Source organism: Vibrio pomeroyi (genome assembly GCF_024347595.1).
GTDB lineage: Bacteria > Pseudomonadota > Gammaproteobacteria > Enterobacterales > Vibrionaceae > Vibrio > Vibrio pomeroyi.
This window is the reverse complement of record NZ_AP025506.1, coordinates 1404108-1422257: the sequence shown is the minus strand read 5'-3', so window position 1 is coordinate 1422257 and position 18150 is coordinate 1404108. Positions and strand designations below refer to the sequence as shown.

Here is an 18150-nt window from a genome sequence, read left to right as displayed (position 1 = left end):
GCTTTTTATTGTGTTGAGCTGTATTTAGTTGCTTTAGCAATCGCTTGCATAGCTGTAAACTAAACCACTTGGATTACTCCGTTCTAATCAAGAACCCATTTTATTTTCAATTTATGATACTCTTGCTTCCTCTCACACGCCATGCAGTGATCGAACTCTTTGTCACAAATTAAACAAATGAATAACAACGAATTTCGCTCTATCCAAATCAAGCCGCTTGAATATCAATCAACTTTAGCTAAACAGCTGTTTTCTCATATTGAAAGCCTGCCGTGGGCAATGCTATTACGCTCAGCCTCAGAAAGCCACGTTGATAGTCGATACGACATTTTAGTTGCTCAACCCATCGCCACCTTTGAAACGATCGGTGCAAAAACCACCGTTAATGTTAATGAGACGTGCGAGGTTTCAGAGTCTGATCCTTTCGAACTACTCGACCAATATCAGCAGCAATTATTGCCTGCAACCAAAGACCATCCTGAATTGCCATTCGTTGGCGGCGCATTGGGCTACTTTAGCTACGATTTAGGCCGGAGAGTAGAAACACTTCCGTCTCTGGCAAAGCGTGATATTGAAGCACCCGACATGGCGGTGGGTCTTTATGAATGGGCTATCGTGGTTGATCACAAGCTTAAGACAGCGTGTGTGGTTGGACAGAATATCGAAGCTCACTGGAATTGGTTATCTGAGCAGCAAGACAAGCCTCAGGCAGCAGAGTTTAGCCTCACGACACCGTGGCAATCGAACATGAGTGAACAGAGCTATGCGGACAAATTCGATAGTGTTCAAGAATACCTGCTTTCTGGTGACTGTTATCAGATCAACTTGGCTCAACGCTTCAATGCCAAATATCAAGGCAGCGAATGGCTGGCCTATGAAAAGCTTGAGCAGTATAACTCGGCGCCTTTTTCCGGTTTTATCCGTTTAGCCGACAGTGCCATCATCAGTGTCTCACCCGAGCGTTTCTTAGAACTTAAAGACAACGTGATTGAGACTAAGCCGATTAAAGGCACACGCCCTCGTTCTAACGACCACGTGATTGATGATGCGAACGCACAAGACTTAGCCAGTGCCGATAAAGATCAGGCTGAAAATCTGATGATTGTTGACCTACTTCGTAATGACATCGGCCGAGTAGCAAAACCGGGCACCGTTCATGTCCCGAAACTGTTCGATATTGAAAGCTTCCCAGCTGTGCACCACCTAGTGAGCACAATACGAGCTGACCTGGACTATCAATATTCGGCGACGGATCTATTGAGAGCTTGTTTCCCTGGCGGTTCGATTACTGGCGCTCCTAAAGTTCGCGCTATGCAGATCATTGAAGAGCTAGAGCCTCATCGTCGCTCTGCTTATTGCGGCAGTATTGGTTACATCAGCCGAAACGGCAGAATGGACACCAGCATTACTATTCGTACCTTAGTAGCAGAGAACAACACGCTTTATGCTTGGGCTGGCGGTGGTGTGGTTTTTGATAGTGATTGCGCTTCTGAATACCAAGAGACGCTAGACAAGCTAAGCCGTATCTTACCCGTACTTGAAGAGTGCTAAGCTAACTAAACGCTAAAAGCATAAAAAAGCCGAAGTCATCTAAATGATCACTTCGGCTTTTTACTGTCTCAAATAATATATGGATACCGTCAGGCGGCATTGGACGGTGTCATGCCCCACTTTTTAAGCATCTCTTTTAGGTCATTGGCGGTGTATGGCTTACTCAAAATGTCATCCATCCCACACTTGATGCAACGCTCTCGCTCTTCTAAAGTCGTACCAGCTGTTAGCGCCACAATCGATTTGGCGTAACCTTTCTCTCTGAGCTTTTCTGTCGCCTCAAAGCCATCCATGACAGGCATTCTACAGTCCATAAATACAATGTCGTATTCATTGTCTGATGCGAGTTCTAACCCCTCTATACCATTACTAGCTATCGCGGGCTCTATTTCATGTTTACGCAGCATCTGTTGGATGATTATCTGGTTCATCTTAATATCATCGACCACCAGCACTTTCAGTAGAGACAGCTCTCCCTCAGATTCAAAGCCTTTCGATACTTGGTCGCTCTCTGTTGGCATATCGACCACTTGAAGAGGAATCGAGATGGTAAAAGTCGTGCCTGAGCCAACAACACTGGTCACGCTAATATCACCGTGCATCAAACCTACTAGCTTACGACAGATGGCGAGACCAAGCCCAGTCCCTTCGTAGTTTCGACTACTTGAATTATCCGCCTGAGTAAAAGGTTCAAACAGTGTCTTATGAGAGGATTGAGCGATCCCAACTCCAGTGTCCTCTACGGAAAAAATAAATTGGTCTCTCAACCATTTAATCTCAACGCTCACATGTCCTTTATCCGTGAACTTGATGGCGTTTCCAATCAAGTTTACGAACAGTTGAGTAATACGCTCTAAGTCACCATAGAAATGGCTCGGTACACCTTTGTCTACATCAACATCAAACTTAAGCTGCTTTTCAAGTGCTCGATTGGTAAAGATACTATCGATAGTATTTCTCAAATCATGAAGCGCGAACTTCTTCGGTATTAACTCCAACATTCCCGCGTTGATTTTACTGTAATCCAATAGGTCATTAATGATGGTTCTGAGAAACTCTCCAGATTGACTTAAGTTGTTCACTATTTCACGTTGAGAGCTATTCAGTTCGGTATCGCTGATCAATTCGGCACTACCTAGTAGGCCATTAAGCGGGGTTCTTAATTCGTGGTTGATCATTGCGACAAAGTCACGCGTTGCTCTTTCAGATTCTTCTGCTCGTTTACGTGATTCAATGTTTCGATTGATAGCAAGCTGGTGGGTTAAGGCACTACAAATAAGGTCGGTAACTAACAACAGTTGGCTTTGGATGAATTCGAAATCTTGGTCTAACACCCTGACCTTCACAATTAACGCGCCGACTATGACCTTTTCAACCTCTAATGGCACGGTAAGGTGGTTGCCTTGCCAATGAGGCTCTTGAATATCTTGCTCTATCACCTCGACGGTTTCATCACCATAGTCATAAGTGTGTAATTGAGGGAGCAGCTTGGGAGGCAAAATCAAACGACTGGCTTCAATCAGATAACTGTTGGTCACACTTGTCGTCAATTGTGACAACATGACGTCATCAAGATCATTACTCAGAAAAGCGCGTCCGAAATCAATCAACAGGTTGTCGATTTGTTCTTGGAATTCAATGCGACGTATGTTTGCATTGGAACGCTTCTCTAACTGACGCAGTGCAAGCTCGAGTTGTTGGTTGGCCTCAAAAAGTTCAAGGCTCTTTTGTTCCAACAAAGCTTCTGCTGCTTTTCGCGCAGCAATTTGGCGTTTAAGTTTTTTCTCTAGGGCTGAGGCCGGATCCATATCACTTTTCTACTTTGAGATTAAACCTAACCACGCTCTGGTCATCATTTTGTGGCGTCATCTCCACCGCAATAGATTCACCGTGGTATTCAGCGCACCCTTCGATAAGCCCTAAACAAACATGAGACATACATCTTGCGCTTTTGTAGTCAAAAACAAGCTGTGCTTCTGTTGTGGTGATAAAGCTAAATTCTGGTGGCTCAGCGTCTGGATAGAGCTTCTTCACTTCTACGTGAATATAGCGCTCTACGTGCTGAATAAATTGGAAGGTGGTATTGCTATGAGCAAGGCTCGCTTTATTCGGTAAAGAGGCCAGTAAGTTCTTAAATACTGACTGTCCAAACACACGCTGGAGGCTGGCCGCATCAATATCTGTTTTTTTACTGAGGTTAATGATGAGTTTAACGAGATCTTTGTGGTCGTAACTACCAACCGATGTATAGATCCCTTCATCTTCCGACATTTCTAAAACTTCTTCCAAAAGCTCTAAACCGAACTTATCTTCAACAAGCTCTAAGAATTCGGTGAATATGATTCCTTTCATTTCATACCTTTTGATCTATTTCTTTTTAGAATGAGCCACTAAGTTGTTGTTATCAAATTCTTAATCAAAAAAGATGCGTTTTATTGCTCAATTTTATGACATTGATAACGGTTACCTACTCATATGCCCATATTGAATATAGCAAAAAGTGAGAATTTGAAACAAAAGCCCGATTCATAAGCGGTTAACTTATAAGGTAGACAGGTTTTATACTCAAACAGACCCGCTTTGTTAACTAATTAGACCCAATTTACACCAAGGTTGGCGTTAGCTTACGGGTTATGCCTATACTTAAAGGCATAATAATCAATATATTGGCATGATATGAACCGAGATAACTTCCTTCAACAGTTTCAACTTAACCCAGCCGTTGGCTACCACCCTGAGTCTGTCGAGCGTGTTTCTCACATCAGCGGAGAAGAGCTTCGTAAGGCAGCAGTCGTTGTCGGTTTAGTTGAAAGAGAGGATGGTTTACATGTCATTTTTACTAAAAGAGCAGCACATCTTAAGCACCACCCTGGCCAAGTCAGTTTTCCGGGTGGCAAACATGAGCTTTCCGACCCATCTATGCAATTTACGGCACTAAGAGAACTGCACGAAGAGGTGGGGATTCGATCGGATCAGGTTAAAATTGTTGGGCAATTACCCGCCTTGAGTACCATTAGTAAATTTTCTGTTACGCCGATTGTCGCATTAGTTGATCCTGACTATAACCCCATCATCGATGAGAACGAAGTAGCCTCCATTTTTGAGGTTCCTGCCACTTATGTTTTAGACCAAGCGAAATTGCACAGCCACATGGTCAACTTTAAACAAATCAAGCATCGCGTTTTTGCCATGCCCTTCCAAGAGCACCTAATTTGGGGCGTTACGGCTCAAATCATTCAGTCACTGCAGCAACATGTAGTGCAACGAATTACATAGCAACTACGTTTTGTTTAATCTCTGTTAACAAATCGCAAGCTTTGTATGGAACAGAATTATTAATGCAATTTTACGCAAACGTTTACCTGTTATAGATCTATACAACCCGCCCTTTCGCATAAAAAAAACTAATACCAAGCATAAACATAAATCACCTGTGGCACGCTATTTTCGTGATCAAAAATCCGTTTTTCGCATATCATGTGACACGCCGTTTCATTACATGATTTAGATCTATTTTTTGCAGACGAAAATTCTGCAGAATTAGCCCCGACTTATTTCCTGTTCCCAAAAAATGAGTAATTTAACATGAACACAACAACTTCTTCGGCAAATGCCGTTAAAGATTCAAGCAAGTTTAACTATAAAGATTTTACCTGGTGTTTATCACTATTCGGTACAGCAGTTGGTGCTGGCGTACTATTTCTTCCAATCAAAGCAGGTGCGGGTGGTTTTTGGCCATTAGTTATCCTAGCTCTAATCGCGGCACCAATGACTTGGTTCGCACACAAATCTCTAGCTCGTTTCGTACTGTCAGCTAAAAACCCTGAAGCAGATATTACAGACACAGTTGAAGAACACTTCGGTAAGACTGGCGCAAACATTATTACTTTCGCTTACTTCTTCGCTATCTACCCAATCGTTCTTATCTACGGTGTTGGTATCACAAACACAGTTGATTCTTTCCTAGTAAACCAAATGGGTATGGAATCTATTCCACGTCCTCTTCTTTCTGGTGCGCTTATCCTTGCTATGACAGCGGGTGTTGTATTCGGTAAAGAGCTGATGCTTAAAGCAACGTCAGCGATGGTTTACCCACTAGTATTCATCCTACTAGCACTGTCTTTCTACCTAGTTCCTGACTGGAACACTTCAATGATGGAAGTTAGCCCAGAATGGTCAACAATGCCTTCTATTATCTGGCTTGCAATTCCAATCATCGTGTTCTCTTTCAACCACAGCCCAATCATTTCACAGTTCTCTAAAGAGCAACGTCGTGTATACGGTGAAAACGCAGTTAAGAAAACTGACGCTATCACTGGCGGCGCAGCAATGATGCTGATGGGTTTTGTAATGTTCTTCGTATTCTCTGTAGTTCTTTCTCTATCTCCAGAGCAACTAGCAACAGCACAAGCACAGAACATCTCTGTTCTTTCTTACCTAGCAAACGTACATGAGTCTCCACTTATCTCTTACATGGGTCCTCTAGTAGCGTTCGCAGCGATTACTTCAAGCTACTTCGGTCACTTCCTAGGTGCTCACGAAGGTCTTGTTGGTCTAATCAAGTCTCGCTCTGGTTCTTCAGTAAGCACTATCGAAAAAGCATCTCTAGCGTTCATCGTTGTTACAACTTGGATTGTTGCGGTAGTTAACCCAAGCATCCTAGGTATGATTGAAACAATGGGTGCTCCAATGATTGCAGCTATCCTGTTCCTAATGCCTGTATTCGCGATGCAAAAAGTACCAGCAATGGCTAAGTACAAAACTTCAGCACCTGTACAAATCTTTACAGCTTTATGTGGTCTAGCGGCTATTAGTTCTGTAATCTACGGCGCTCTTTAATCTTAAGCACTTTTTATAAGATGGCTTTCATCTTATATCGCGAGATTAGACACAAAATATAATGATAATAAATGAGCCTCCCTACTCCCCTTGGGAGGCTCTCTTTTTGAGGTAATCGCTATGATTAGTGTATTTGATATCTATAAAATCGGTGTTGGTCCATCGAGCTCACACACAGTTGGACCAATGAAAGCGGGTAAAGAATTTATTGATGACCTACGTTCAATGGGAAAATTGCGCGACATCACTAAAATCACCGTGGACGTATATGGATCACTATCACTGACAGGGAAAGGTCACCACACAGATATCGCAATCATCATGGGTCTTGCTGGCAATACTCCTGAGCGTGTTGATATCGATTCTATCGCTGGCTTCATTGCTCGCGTAGAAGAAACTGAACGCCTTCCTGTTGGCATGCACTGTCATACAGTATCGTTCCCACGCGATGGCGGTATGAACTTCCATACTAGCAACCTTTCTCTACACGAGAATGGCATGAGCATTCACGCTTGGGTTGACGACGAAGTAGCATACTCAAAAACTTACTACTCAATTGGTGGCGGTTTCATCGTTGACGAAGAGAACTTCGGCAAAGAAGAAGAAAACCCAATCAAAGCACCTTACGAATTTACAACAGCTGAAGAGCTGGTTAATCAGTGTAAAGAAAGCGGTCTTTCTATCAGTACACTGGTTATGAAAAACCAAGCGGCTTTCCACTCAGACGAAGAGTCTCGTACTTACTTCGCAAACATCTGGAAAACGATGCGTGAGTGTATGGATCGCGGTATGAATACTGAAGGTATCCTGCCTGGTCCACTGCGTGTACCTCGTCGTGCTGCAGCACTTCGTCAACAGCTAATCACTTCAGAAAAAACAACGAACGATCCAATGACGGTTGTTGACTGGGTGAACATGTTTGCTTTCGCAGTAAACGAAGAAAACGCTGCGGGCGGTCGTGTAGTAACGGCTCCAACAAACGGCGCATGTGGCATCATCCCTGCAGTACTGGCTTACTACGATAAGTTCATCCAAACAGTGACAGAGAAAGACTACACTCGTTACTTCGCAGCCTCTGGCGCGATCGGTGGTCTTTACAAGCGTAACGCTTCTATCTCTGGTGCTGAAGTTGGCTGTCAAGGTGAAGTTGGTGTGGCATGTTCTATGGCTGCTGCTGGTCTTGCTGAGCTTATGGGTGGTAGCCCAGAGCAAGTTTGCATGGCTGCGGAAATTGGCATGGAACACAACCTAGGTCTTACATGTGACCCAGTTGCAGGCCAAGTACAAGTACCATGTATCGAGCGTAACGGTATTGCTGCTGTTAAAGCAATCAACTCTGCTCGTATGGCACTTCGTCGTTCTTCTGCTCCTACTGTTTCTCTAGATAAAGTTATCGAAACGATGCTAGAAACAGGTAAAGACATGAATGCTAAATACCGTGAGACTTCTCAAGGTGGTTTGGCTGTTAAGGTTGTTTGTTAATCATTCTGAATTAATAAACCGATAATAAAAAAGGAACGCCACGGCGTTCCTTTTTTTGTATCTGAAGCTTTTGGAGCTAAAGCTTGGTGACTAGGGCGTGTTGATCTTTCGAGCTGATTTTTGCAGCGAGTTGCTGGGTATTTATACAAGGCAGAGGCTTTGATGTGTAGCTAACCTACATGAGAAGCCGATAACGTAGTAGAAATGACCAGCAAACGCTGCCCGAAGGGTTCGAGCTGGGCGCCCCCGCAAAAAGCGTTTTACTCTTTGTTGAGGGGGATTTGCTTAGAGTGACTAGGCTACTTCCCCCTCGCCGCGATTAAAACGCTTTTATCTCGAACAAAATTTAACCACAAAAGGTCAACACGCCCTAATTATTCAACCGAAGAAATTGTTTTGTTAAATCACTTGCGAGATAAGCAAGAAGCAACCAAACAACAATGAGAAAAGCATCATCGGCTTGCCACCTTCTGCGCTATATCTGTCTTCAGCTACTTTCATAAAGCGTTGCTTATGAACCATCACCAGAGGAACAAATACAGCTAAGAACACTAAGATGATACCTGCGTAGTTCAACACTTGTAGGAACTTGTCTGCCGCAAGCAGTGAACCCGCTAGCGGCAAGATGAAGCTAATGCAGTAAGTCACTGCTGTGTTTTGGTTGAACATATCTTTATTCTGGTTGAACAGAGCCATCGCCACACCAAAGAAAGAAGTCAACAACGCCAAACCTGTGAAGGTAGAAAGCACGTTACCCACCCAAGGAGATTGAGCCTCAAACGCCGCCATCAAATCAGAAACATTCTTAAAGCTACGGAATTGCTCTTCACTCAGGTTACCGACTACCGCAAACAGCCAGCATAAGTAACACACCAACGGAATCAGAGAACCAACAATCACCATGTTACGTAACTGTTTATCTGTCGCTTCGTGGTTGTAAGACACCAAGGTTGGAATCACAACCATAAAGCCAAAGCTGGTGAACAGAATTGCGCTGGTTTTGATCAGATCAACGTGATTGTGGCTGGTTACCTGCATCAAGTTCTCTTGCGTCATGCTTGGTGCCAAAAACGCCATGGTTGCAAACAAGCTTGCTAGCATCACGAAGAACAATGCACGGTTCAGTTTATCAATCACACCTGTACCACTTGCAACAACGGCACCGGCAAGCAAGGTGAACGTGATTTGGCTAGACGTTGCGGTAATGTCTACACCGAAGTTAGACAGTAACTTACTCAGCAAGTCACCCGCGCCCAAAATGTAAGCCATTAATAGGCAAATCAATAACGCGTAAAGCAAACCGTTGGTAAGCAACTGGCCTTGTTTGCCCAAGGTTTTTCGAGCAATAGAGTTCAACCCTAGACCGCCACCGGCTTTGATGGTCGCTTCTAGAAGTAATAGAGCTGCATAAGTGGTACCGAAACAGATCAGAACCATAAGCAACGTGCCGTAAAGCAATCCGAATTGAGCTAAAACCATTGGGATCGCGAGCATACCAGCACCGAGAGCGGTACCAGCGATAATTAGGGAGCTACCCATCATTTTAATATTCATTATTTTTAACTTATTTGTTTAGTTTTTATAGGTGTGAGTCTTCGTACATCAAGCGGATGACAAAGGAGTTCAGATAGAAATAAAGTTATAAAACGAATAACAATAGGAGCGATAAGCGGTAAAGAAGCGTGCAGAGACGTTGTCGAACAGGGCGTTCAAAGGGGAGCTTGTCTTAAGAGAGGTAAAACGAGAAGCGTGAGTAAGCGTTAACTGATGTGGTGAACCTTCCGTAGGTTCAATAATCGGCGATGTAATCTTGAATTTCATGTATGTGTCCAATAATTGAGTCACATTCCATAGTATTTGAAGCAGCGTATCCGTTGCTGCCCTACCTCTAGCATTAGAGGTCGTTTCATCTTATCGAATGAGACTCGAAACACAACGCTATAGCCACACTTTTTGCTATTAAATTGAACAAAACAGCAGTTTGGATACAAATCAACCACCAAACCACATAAAACAATAATCATTACTGATAAAAATCAGAACGATAAATTCACCAACACCATTAACCACAATGCCTGTACAAAGAACGTTCAAAATCATATAACAGCCGTAAAAGTGGCATTCTTACCGAAACGATTAGCTGTCAATACCCTAGCAATAGACCAAAAGTAGACGCGAGCTTATTTGAACCTCAAATACAGAATCAATTACAACACAAACTCGCTACATCACAGAAACATAACCACAACCGGAGTGTGGTCACACAATTCACTATACCCCATAGGGGGTAGGGTCTATTACACGTAAAGTATGCGCGTCATTATAATTAATAAAAACAAACACCTTATGCGCTCAACAATCACCTTTAAAATCCTAGTGGCCCTCGCCATCGTGTTCACTTTTTTGCTCGCGATATCGACCTATTTTCAATATTCACAGCAAAAACAACTTGTTAATTCAGTGCTGAGTGAACAGCTACACGATAAAGCGAGTAACTATTTCGATAGTCTCAATATGATGATGCTGACTGGCACCATGGCACAGAAAGAAACCCTGCGTCAGAAAGCATTGGCACAAGAAGGTATTGAAGACGTTCGTGTATTACGCGCCGATGCTGTGAGCAAACTCTACGGCCCAGGTAATGACAACCAAACACCCGTTGATGATATTGATAAGCGCGCGCTAGCTGGTGAAACCGTGATCGAGCCATTCTCTGCTGATTGGGGCAAAGGCTTAGTGATTGCCTTGCCTATGAGGTCGAGCGAAAATTATCGTGGCACCAACTGCGTAGCATGCCACATGGCACCAGAAGGTGAAGTGTTAGGTGCTATTCGCTTGGAGTACAACCTTAGCCACGTTAATTCGTTGATTAACACTCAAACCATGGCTGCGATTGGCATTATGGCGGTGATCTCCTTTGCGGGTTTTGTACTGACGATGGGGCTGATTCGTAAGATCATTGTTCGCCCTCTTCAACAGACTTCTCGTTTTATGACGCAAGTTAGCAGCGACAAGAACCTATCGACCCGTTTACCAGCGCAAAGCAAAGATGAGATTGGTACGCTCGCCAACTCCATCAACTCTTTTATGGGCACGGTTTCTGACAGTTTAGAGAAGGTACAAGATACTTCGCACAAACTGAATGCGTCTGCCAACCAACTGACCAGCGTTGCACAAATTACGGAACAAGCAGCGAGCGATCAGCAACATGAAACCGCGGAAGTACAAAACAATGTTGAAGGGATACAATCTCAACAGGTTAATGTAGAACAAGCGACGTTAACCGCATCAGAGCTCATCAACCACACCGCCGATGTGGCGTGCAAAAGTGCTAACCAAGCGCACGATGCAAGCAGTGAAATAAAGAACCTAGTGACCAGCATTGAAGAAGTGAAGCACAAGATACAAACACTCAATGAGCAAACCGGAGAAGTCTCTTCAATATTGAGCGTGATTCGTGGCATTGCCGATCAAACCAACCTGCTGGCACTCAATGCAGCCATTGAAGCCGCGCGTGCTGGTGAGCAAGGTCGTGGTTTTGCCGTCGTTGCTGATGAAGTCCGTCATCTCGCATCACGCACAGCAGAAGCAACAGGCAGTATTGAATCAATTATCCATCAGTTCCAGCAAGGCAGTGAAGAGTCGTTGACCTCTGCTGACCATGTTTGCGAACAAGCACATCAAAGCTCAAGCGATATCGATGCTCTGTCTGTTGAAATGAATGGTGTGGTAGAAGAGATGAAGCAAGTGTTGGCACATGCGCAGAACATTCAACAGCAGACCCAATCCACCACACAGGCTACTAAAGATGTTCAGCAGAAAGTCGAAACCATCACTTCTCACGCTAATAACACATCGCAATCTGCGGCTGAAACCCGTGACATCAGCAATGACCTAGAAGAGCTGTCTGATCATCTTGAATCGCTGATTAATCAATTCACCTTGTCTCAGTCAAAGCCGAATTCAAAACAGAGCTCAAAGACCAACATCAAATCTTAAGTCGATAGAGTTACGTTACTGCCAACCAACAAAAAAGCGCTCCTTCATGAGCGCTTTGTGTTCTTTAGCTGTCTTTGCTGAGAGTTCGAGATCGGACTCAAACCAAACAGTGACTAGTGCGTAATTGAAACCGCCGTTAAGTCTTTATGCTTATGATACATCGCATGTTTGAAGATGAGGTTCGCACTCACAGTATCCATTCCAGAGACTTCTACATAAGCCCCCTTCTTACGGAACTTGAACACCACCTTGTCGAGCGCTTCAACCGACGTGTTATCGAGGAAAGACGCATCGGTAATATCGATCGTCACCAGCGACGTTGCATTGTCGTAATCAAATAAGTCGACAAACGCATCAGAAGAGGCAAAGAACACATGACCTTTCACTCGGTGAATAGTGTGCAGCTTATTAGTGACCACTTCATCAGAAATAAAGACCATCGATTTGCTGGCATGCGCATAAAATAACGCAGACAGAACCACGCCCACCGCAACACCTATCGCTAGGTTATGTGTAAACACCACCACAACCACCGTCGCTAACATCGTCACATTGGTAGGAAGCGTGTGATCCTTAAGTTCAACAATAGAACGCCAAGAGAACGTGCCGATTGAAACCATAATCATCACAGACACTAACGCCGCCATTGGTATCAATCTCAACCAGTCAGACGCAAACACCACCATCAGCAGCAAAACAACACCAGCGATCATGCTTGATAGTCGGGTTAACCCACCAGATTTGATGTTGATGATCGATTGGCCGATCATGGCACAGCCAGCCATACCACCAAACAGTGAAGCCACAATATTGGCTACGCCCTGCCCTTTACATTCGTTGTTCTTGTTGCTTTCCGTATCAGTCAGGTCATCGACAATCGTTGCTGTCATCAAAGACTCCAGAATACCAACAACAGAAAGAGCAATGGAGTAAGGCAGTATGATTTCGAATGTCTCAAGCGTGAATGGGATGTTCGGGATTAAAAACACAGGCATTGAATCTGGGAGTTTCCCCATGTCACCAATCGTTCTAACATCTAAACCAAGCATCAAGCTGATGATAGTAAGCACAACAATCGCGACCAGAGGTGAAGGTATCGCACGGCCATATTTAGGAAGATAAGGAAGCAGATAAATAATGGCTAAGCCGAGAACAACTAATAGGTAAACACTCGAAGGTACGTTAATTAACTCGGGGAGCTGAGCCAAAAAGATAAGAATAGCGAGTGCGTTAACAAAACCAGTGATCACCGATTTTGAAACAAAGTTCATTAAGTTGCCCAGCTTTAAATAGCCCGCTGCGATTTGAATAAGACCAGCTAAGAATGAAGCGGCGAGCAGATATTCGAGTCCGTAGTCCTTCACCAAGGTAACCATAAGCAGCGCCATTGCGCCTGTTGCTCCGGATATCATTCCCGGGCGACTACCAACTAAGGCGGTAACCACACAAATACAGAATGAAGCATACAAGCCAACCTTAGGGTCGACGCCTGCAATAATGGAAAATGCGATGGCTTCAGGGATCAATGCGAGTGCAACCACAATCCCAGATAATGAATCTCCTTTAACGTTAGATAACCAGTGTTTTTTTAAATAATTAAGCATGTAATTCTCTTTTACTTGTACAGCCAGTCCTGCCTTGTTCAGACATAATTTGATCGACTGTTTTTCATGAATGAGCGAGCGCTCGAAAAGTGCGGGTGTAGAGAGAATGCAGGGGTTAAGGCGGCGTAATTAACACGTGAATATTAAACTCCTCTAGTAGGTTGTTCATTGAGTTTCTAAATAAGCTGATAGCCAGCTCAGTGATGGGAAATCGACTTCGCCGCTCAATTGGTTCAGTTCAAAGAGAGTGAGCTTAAACAAAATGGGCTAAAGCCGCGCCAATATAGAGTGAGTCTGAGCCCAATCACACAGTCATTATCGAAAACAAAGATTGCGATTGTGCATCAATTCACCAGTGTGGCTCAATGTTGATTAGTCAGCATTGATTCCCCGTTGATAAGCTCTTGATTCATTGCTTATTCTCTTGCTTTAGTACTCTGGATATTGATATCTAGTCCCTGTTTTCCAAAATAGCGCCTCGTGAGATTGAACAAAAAACCAACCCTCAATGATTTTTCTTGCTTTGATTCGAAATATTTCTTTCCACAAGCAAGAATAAAGGTTGAAGCTCTCTGTATGACAGGTAATATGTTCCATTGATTTAAAAAGTTTATACAACCCAATGTTTCGACTGTTTTTTGTTCAGAATTTAGCGAACTATAAACAATCGGTTGCAAACATTGTGTTGAATTTGTCCCTCAATGGAGAATGAAACCAACATGACTTACGCGCCTGTAACAGACGTACTTGGCGGCAAGCTAGCGGTAGACAGTGAAGTAACTGTTCGCGGCTGGATCCGTTCACGTCGTGATTCCAAAGCTGGAATCTCTTTCCTTGCCATTTATGACGGCTCTTGTTTCGACCCGATTCAGGCCGTGGTCCCTAATAATCTTAATAATTACGAAAACGAAGTACTAAAGCTAACCACTGGCTGCTCTGTTGAAGTAACTGGCAAGATTGTTGAGTCTCCTGCAAAAGGTCAAGATTTCGAACTAGCAGCAACTGACGTTAAAGTTGTTGGCTGGGTTGAAGATGCTGACACTTACCCAATGGCTAAGACACGTCACTCTATCGAATACCTTCGTGAAGTTGCTCACCTACGTCCACGTACTAACGTGATCGGCGCAGTAGCACGTGTACGTAACTGTCTATCGCAAGCGATTCACCGTTTCTACCACGAGCAAGGTTTCTTCTGGACTTCGGCTCCACTTATTACTGCTTCTGATGCTGAAGGCGCAGGTGAAATGTTCCGCGTATCTACGCTAGATATGGAAAACCTACCTCGCACTGACGAAGGCAAAGTTGATTTCAACGAAGATTTCTTCGGTAAAGAAACTTTCCTAACAGTATCTGGCCAACTTAATGCTGAAGCTTACGCTTGTGCACTAAGCAAAGTTTACACGTTCGGTCCTACGTTCCGTGCTGAAAACTCAAACACAAGCCGCCACCTAGCTGAGTTCTGGATGGTTGAGCCTGAAGTTGCGTTTGCAGACCTTAACGATGTAGCGAAACTGGCTGAAGACATGCTTAAGTACGTTTTCGCAGCTGTTCTTGAAGAGCGCCGCGATGATCTTGAGTTCTTCGCTTCTCGCATCGACAAGCAAGCAATCACTCGTCTAGAGCAATTCGTAGACGCTGATTTCGCACAAGTTGACTACACAGACGCAATCCAAATCCTACTAGACTCTGGTAAGAAATTTGAGTTTGACGTTGAGTGGGGTATCGACATGTCTTCTGAGCATGAACGTTACCTAGCTGAAGAGCACTTTAAAGCTCCTGTTATCGTTAAGAACTACCCGAAAGACATCAAAGCTTTCTACATGCGCTTAAACGACGACGGCAAAACAGTTGCAGCTATGGACGTACTTGCACCAGGCATCGGTGAAATCATCGGTGGTGCACAACGTGAAGAGCGTCTAGACATTCTAGACGAGCGCATGGTTGCTATGGGTATCGACCCTGAGCACATGAGCTGGTACCGCGACCTACGTAAATACGGCACAGTGCCACACGCAGGCTTCGGTCTTGGCTTCGAGCGTCTAGTATCTTACGTAACTGGTATGGGCAACGTTCGTGACGTTATCCCGTTCCCACGTACACCACGCTCTGCAAACTTCTAATTCGATACGTAATCGAAATTAAAAGTTAAGAACAAATAAAAACCTCCGCACTTGCGGAGGTTTTTTTATATTCGGGATAAATTAAACGATTAAGGCTAACGGTATAACGCTGACAAAAACTAGCTATTCAGTGCTTAATTGGCATTTCAGTGCTTAGTCGATATAACAAAGCTCAATCAACATCTTGAGCGCTAGCGTACTTTATCGCGAGACCGCAAATTGCCATCATAACGAATGGGATTGCTGCGGTTGTGTATTCTGCCCAAGCCATATCAGCGAAAGCTTTTGCGAGTAGTACGTGGCCGAGGATAAGCAGAAGAGCACACACAATAGCAACGATGATTAGCTTAACTTCGTTTCCCATGGTCATTTTCAACATAACGGTATCTCCAATATTTAGTCTACCGTCATTGAATCACAACTCTCTGCTCTATAAGGCGTACAGTTACGCCACAAACAACCCGTACAGTTGCAATCATTTTCTGTTTTATGAGCGACTTAAGGTTTTACGAGTGCGTAAGTTGATGTGCAAGCTTGCCTAGTAAGATCAGGGCTTGCTCTTTCTCTTCGGTAAGCTCGTAAGAGAAGTTCAACCGAATCGCGTTGTCTACCCTGCCCTGCTCACTAAACAAATCTCCTGACGCGACACTGATGCCTTGGGCAATAGCTAATTGATGGAATTGATGACTGTCGAATTTTTCAGAGAAACGAACCCAAACGAAGTATCCACCAGCAGGCTCTTCAATCTCGATGGAATGCGGGAAGTACTGTTTGAGTACGCCAATAAAGCGCTCTTTTCTGAGCAACAGGTTTTTACGCAGTTTACGAAGGTGATTATCGTAGCTTTCATGAGTGAGAAAGTGGGCAACCCCGAGCTGGACAGGCGCACTGCTTGATAGCGTAGAAAGAAGTTGAAGCTTTTGAATGGCATCGTTGAAGCGTGTGTTAACCACCCAACCGACACGATAACCGGGGCAAAGGCTTTTTGAATAAGATCCACAAAGTAAAACAGAATCAGTTTTATCAAAGGCCTTTAATGGCTTAGGTTTATGTCCTTCGTAATAAAGATCGCCATACACGTCATCTTCAATAATGCAGGTATTGTATTGCTCACCAATCTCCACGATGCGGCGCTTTGCTTCTTCAGTAAGGCTGGTTCCAGTCGGGTTTTGAAAGGTCGTCATTAGCCAACACGCTTTCACGTCTTGTGTTTTTAAGACATTTTCAAACTGTTCGATGTTCAGTCCGTTAATAGGACAAACATCCACTTCAATAGGGTTTAGTCCTAACCTCTCAACAGCCTGCAAAGCTCCGTAGAACGCAGGTGACTCAATCACCACATTGTCACCAGATTTAGTGACAGTTTGTAGACTCAAGTTGAGCGCTTCCATCGCACCTGACGTAATCACGATGTCTTGATGATTAACCGTAATTCCTTGTTGTAGATAACGCTGTGCTATCTGCCTTCTTAAAGACTCACTTCCAGGTGGCAGATTGTTAATCACACTGGCACCAGTCATCTTCCTGCCTGCACTGGCTAGATTACGAGTCAAAGTCGGTAAAGGGAACAAATCTGGATCTGGGAATGCCGAGCCAAAAGGAATCACACCCTCAGCAGAACTAGATTTCAAGAAATCGAATAAGCGATCGTTGATGGCTTTCTTTTCGGGAGCTGATGGCAGATCGTAATCAACACCATCCACTCTTGGGGCCACGAAATAACCCGACTGAGGTTTAGCGATGATCCAACCTTCGCTTTCAAGCAGTTGGTAGGCTTGTAAGACAGTACTATTGCTGACGTTGTAATTGCGACAACTCATGCGCACAGAAGGGATCTTCTCTCCTGAACGCCATGTGTTATTAGCGATCTGAGTTCGAATATCCTTTGCAAGCTCTTCATAACGCGCCATCTAATTGTACTACCTAGAGAAATTTTGTTGGCCGGAGATTTTATCACTAACGCCATCAACTATTGCTGCTATCCATATGATTGCACCTAATTTCTATAATTGTGTGAATTGGTTCACAGATAACTTTGTAAGCTTTGCTAAGTTTGTACCCAAGGCAGGAGCTAAGTTGGCTTTCTGCCTCAATAATTTGATGTAATCCAAAAACATGCGAGATAACAATGAAAAAAATAGAAGCAGACCAATTAAGTTATAAAGGAGAGTCAAACGGTGTTCATAGTTGGACAACACCGAGCGGCCAACCATACTACTGGCATCCAGACTGGCTACACATTGCGGAAGACGCAACGGGCTCACATCCAAAACAGAAACTCGATGTAGACCAAGACCAAGCACCAACAGAAAAGCACGCGGTGTCTGCAATTCTAAAACACATTAACCAATGGGCAGCTGACAAACTGGCATCGCACCCTGAGATTGAAACTGGCTCAATTGAAGCTGAAATTAATCTGAAAAAGTGATTCGGTGTACTGGCTTTCGCAAGGTTAACTACTCGCGATTTCAGTAAGCACATCGACGGAATAGCCTCGTATCTCAACCGAGGCTATTCAAACCTCTTCATAATAACGCTGTAATAATCCCCACCTA

14 protein-coding genes are annotated in these 18150 nt (G+C 44.0%); 7 read left to right on the top strand and 7 right to left on the bottom strand.

The window, feature by feature from the left end; genetic code table 11:
- Positions 1-177: 177 nt before the first annotated feature.
- Positions 178-1551 (top strand): aminodeoxychorismate synthase component I, encoded by a 1374-nt coding sequence (pabB, locus tag OCV12_RS06315; RefSeq protein WP_261885641.1) that lies wholly within the window; start codon positions 178-180, stop codon positions 1549-1551.
- Between the two features lie 89 nt (positions 1552-1640).
- Here the strand turns inward: pabB and OCV12_RS06310 are convergent, their stop codons facing one another.
- Positions 1641-3359, bottom strand: coding sequence for an ATP-binding protein (locus OCV12_RS06310; RefSeq protein WP_261885640.1), 1719 nt, complete (start codon positions 3357-3359; stop codon positions 1641-1643).
- Position 3360: 1 nt separating this feature from the next.
- Complete coding sequence (locus tag OCV12_RS06305) at positions 3361-3903, bottom strand: heme NO-binding domain-containing protein (protein WP_017065424.1); 543 nt, start codon at positions 3901-3903, stop codon at positions 3361-3363.
- A 324-nt stretch (positions 3904-4227) separates the two neighbouring features.
- Between OCV12_RS06305 and OCV12_RS06300 the strand changes: the two genes are divergently transcribed.
- The 3 genes from OCV12_RS06300 to OCV12_RS06290 all read left to right on the top strand — a co-directional run bounded on the left by OCV12_RS06300 (position 4228) and on the right by OCV12_RS06290 (position 7872).
- Complete coding sequence (locus OCV12_RS06300; RefSeq protein WP_261885639.1) at positions 4228-4827, top strand: CoA pyrophosphatase; 600 nt, start codon at positions 4228-4230, stop codon at positions 4825-4827.
- Between the two features lie 309 nt (positions 4828-5136).
- The gene (locus OCV12_RS06295; RefSeq protein ID WP_239848656.1) at positions 5137-6390 is read left to right on the top strand and encodes an aromatic amino acid transport family protein; all 1254 of its coding nucleotides are present in this window, start codon (positions 5137-5139) and stop codon (positions 6388-6390) included.
- Positions 6391-6510: 120 nt separating this feature from the next.
- On the top strand, positions 6511-7872 hold the full coding sequence (locus tag OCV12_RS06290; RefSeq protein WP_176681506.1) for an L-serine ammonia-lyase: 1362 nt from the start codon (positions 6511-6513) through the stop codon (positions 7870-7872).
- Positions 7873-8271: 399 nt separating this feature from the next.
- Here the strand turns inward: OCV12_RS06290 and OCV12_RS06285 are convergent, their stop codons facing one another.
- On the bottom strand, positions 8272-9414 hold the full coding sequence (locus OCV12_RS06285; protein WP_239848704.1) for an amino acid permease: 1143 nt from the start codon (positions 9412-9414) through the stop codon (positions 8272-8274).
- Between the two features lie 81 nt (positions 9415-9495).
- The gene (locus tag OCV12_RS06280) at positions 9496-9693 is read right to left on the bottom strand and encodes a hypothetical protein (RefSeq protein WP_123923953.1); all 198 of its coding nucleotides are present in this window, start codon (positions 9691-9693) and stop codon (positions 9496-9498) included.
- 525 nt (positions 9694-10218) lie between these two features.
- Between OCV12_RS06280 and OCV12_RS06275 the strand changes: the two genes are divergently transcribed.
- On the top strand, positions 10219-11871 hold the full coding sequence (locus OCV12_RS06275; protein WP_261885638.1) for a methyl-accepting chemotaxis protein: 1653 nt from the start codon (positions 10219-10221) through the stop codon (positions 11869-11871).
- 113 nt (positions 11872-11984) lie between these two features.
- Here OCV12_RS06275 and OCV12_RS06270 read toward each other — a convergent pair whose 3' ends face one another.
- Positions 11985-13475, bottom strand: coding sequence for a SulP family inorganic anion transporter (locus OCV12_RS06270; protein WP_261885637.1), 1491 nt, complete (start codon positions 13473-13475; stop codon positions 11985-11987).
- 719 nt (positions 13476-14194) lie between these two features.
- Between OCV12_RS06270 and asnS the strand changes: the two genes are divergently transcribed.
- On the top strand, positions 14195-15595 hold the full coding sequence (gene asnS / locus OCV12_RS06265) for an asparagine--tRNA ligase (protein WP_176681509.1): 1401 nt from the start codon (positions 14195-14197) through the stop codon (positions 15593-15595).
- A 172-nt stretch (positions 15596-15767) separates the two neighbouring features.
- Here the strand turns inward: asnS and OCV12_RS06260 are convergent, their stop codons facing one another.
- Together OCV12_RS06260 and OCV12_RS06255 are read right to left on the bottom strand one after the other, a co-directional pair.
- Positions 15768-15974, bottom strand: a complete 207-nt coding sequence (locus OCV12_RS06260; RefSeq protein ID WP_176681510.1) for a hypothetical protein — start codon at positions 15972-15974, stop codon at positions 15768-15770.
- 127 nt (positions 15975-16101) lie between these two features.
- The gene (locus tag OCV12_RS06255; RefSeq protein ID WP_261885636.1) at positions 16102-17505 is read right to left on the bottom strand and encodes an aminotransferase-like domain-containing protein; all 1404 of its coding nucleotides are present in this window, start codon (positions 17503-17505) and stop codon (positions 16102-16104) included.
- A 218-nt stretch (positions 17506-17723) separates the two neighbouring features.
- On the opposite strand from OCV12_RS06255, the gene OCV12_RS06250 reads away from it, so the two are divergent.
- Positions 17724-18023, top strand: coding sequence for a hypothetical protein (locus OCV12_RS06250; RefSeq protein WP_004741582.1), 300 nt, complete (start codon positions 17724-17726; stop codon positions 18021-18023).
- Positions 18024-18150 lie beyond the last annotated feature (127 nt).

What these genes read in the sequence shown, in the direction of transcription:
- pabB (WP_261885641.1), top strand. Translation starts at nt 178, where the DNA reads ATGAATAACAACGAATTTCGCTCTATCCAAATCAAGCCGCTTGAATAT.
- OCV12_RS06310 (WP_261885640.1), bottom strand. Translation starts at nt 3,359, where the DNA reads ATGGATCCGGCCTCAGCCCTAGAGAAAAAACTTAAACGCCAAATTGCT.
- OCV12_RS06305 (WP_017065424.1), bottom strand. Translation starts at nt 3,903, where the DNA reads ATGAAAGGAATCATATTCACCGAATTCTTAGAGCTTGTTGAAGATAAG.
- OCV12_RS06300 (WP_261885639.1), top strand. Translation starts at nt 4,228, where the DNA reads ATGAACCGAGATAACTTCCTTCAACAGTTTCAACTTAACCCAGCCGTT.
- OCV12_RS06295 (WP_239848656.1), top strand. Translation starts at nt 5,137, where the DNA reads ATGAACACAACAACTTCTTCGGCAAATGCCGTTAAAGATTCAAGCAAG.
- OCV12_RS06290 (WP_176681506.1), top strand. Translation starts at nt 6,511, where the DNA reads ATGATTAGTGTATTTGATATCTATAAAATCGGTGTTGGTCCATCGAGC.
- OCV12_RS06285 (WP_239848704.1), bottom strand. Translation starts at nt 9,414, where the DNA reads ATGATGGGTAGCTCCCTAATTATCGCTGGTACCGCTCTCGGTGCTGGT.
- OCV12_RS06280 (WP_123923953.1), bottom strand. Translation starts at nt 9,693, where the DNA reads ATGAAATTCAAGATTACATCGCCGATTATTGAACCTACGGAAGGTTCA.
- OCV12_RS06275 (WP_261885638.1), top strand. Translation starts at nt 10,219, where the DNA reads ATGCGCTCAACAATCACCTTTAAAATCCTAGTGGCCCTCGCCATCGTG.
- OCV12_RS06270 (WP_261885637.1), bottom strand. Translation starts at nt 13,475, where the DNA reads ATGCTTAATTATTTAAAAAAACACTGGTTATCTAACGTTAAAGGAGAT.
- asnS (WP_176681509.1), top strand. Translation starts at nt 14,195, where the DNA reads ATGACTTACGCGCCTGTAACAGACGTACTTGGCGGCAAGCTAGCGGTA.
- OCV12_RS06260 (WP_176681510.1), bottom strand. Translation starts at nt 15,974, where the DNA reads ATGTTGAAAATGACCATGGGAAACGAAGTTAAGCTAATCATCGTTGCT.
- OCV12_RS06255 (WP_261885636.1), bottom strand. Translation starts at nt 17,505, where the DNA reads ATGGCGCGTTATGAAGAGCTTGCAAAGGATATTCGAACTCAGATCGCT.
- OCV12_RS06250 (WP_004741582.1), top strand. Translation starts at nt 17,724, where the DNA reads ATGAAAAAAATAGAAGCAGACCAATTAAGTTATAAAGGAGAGTCAAAC.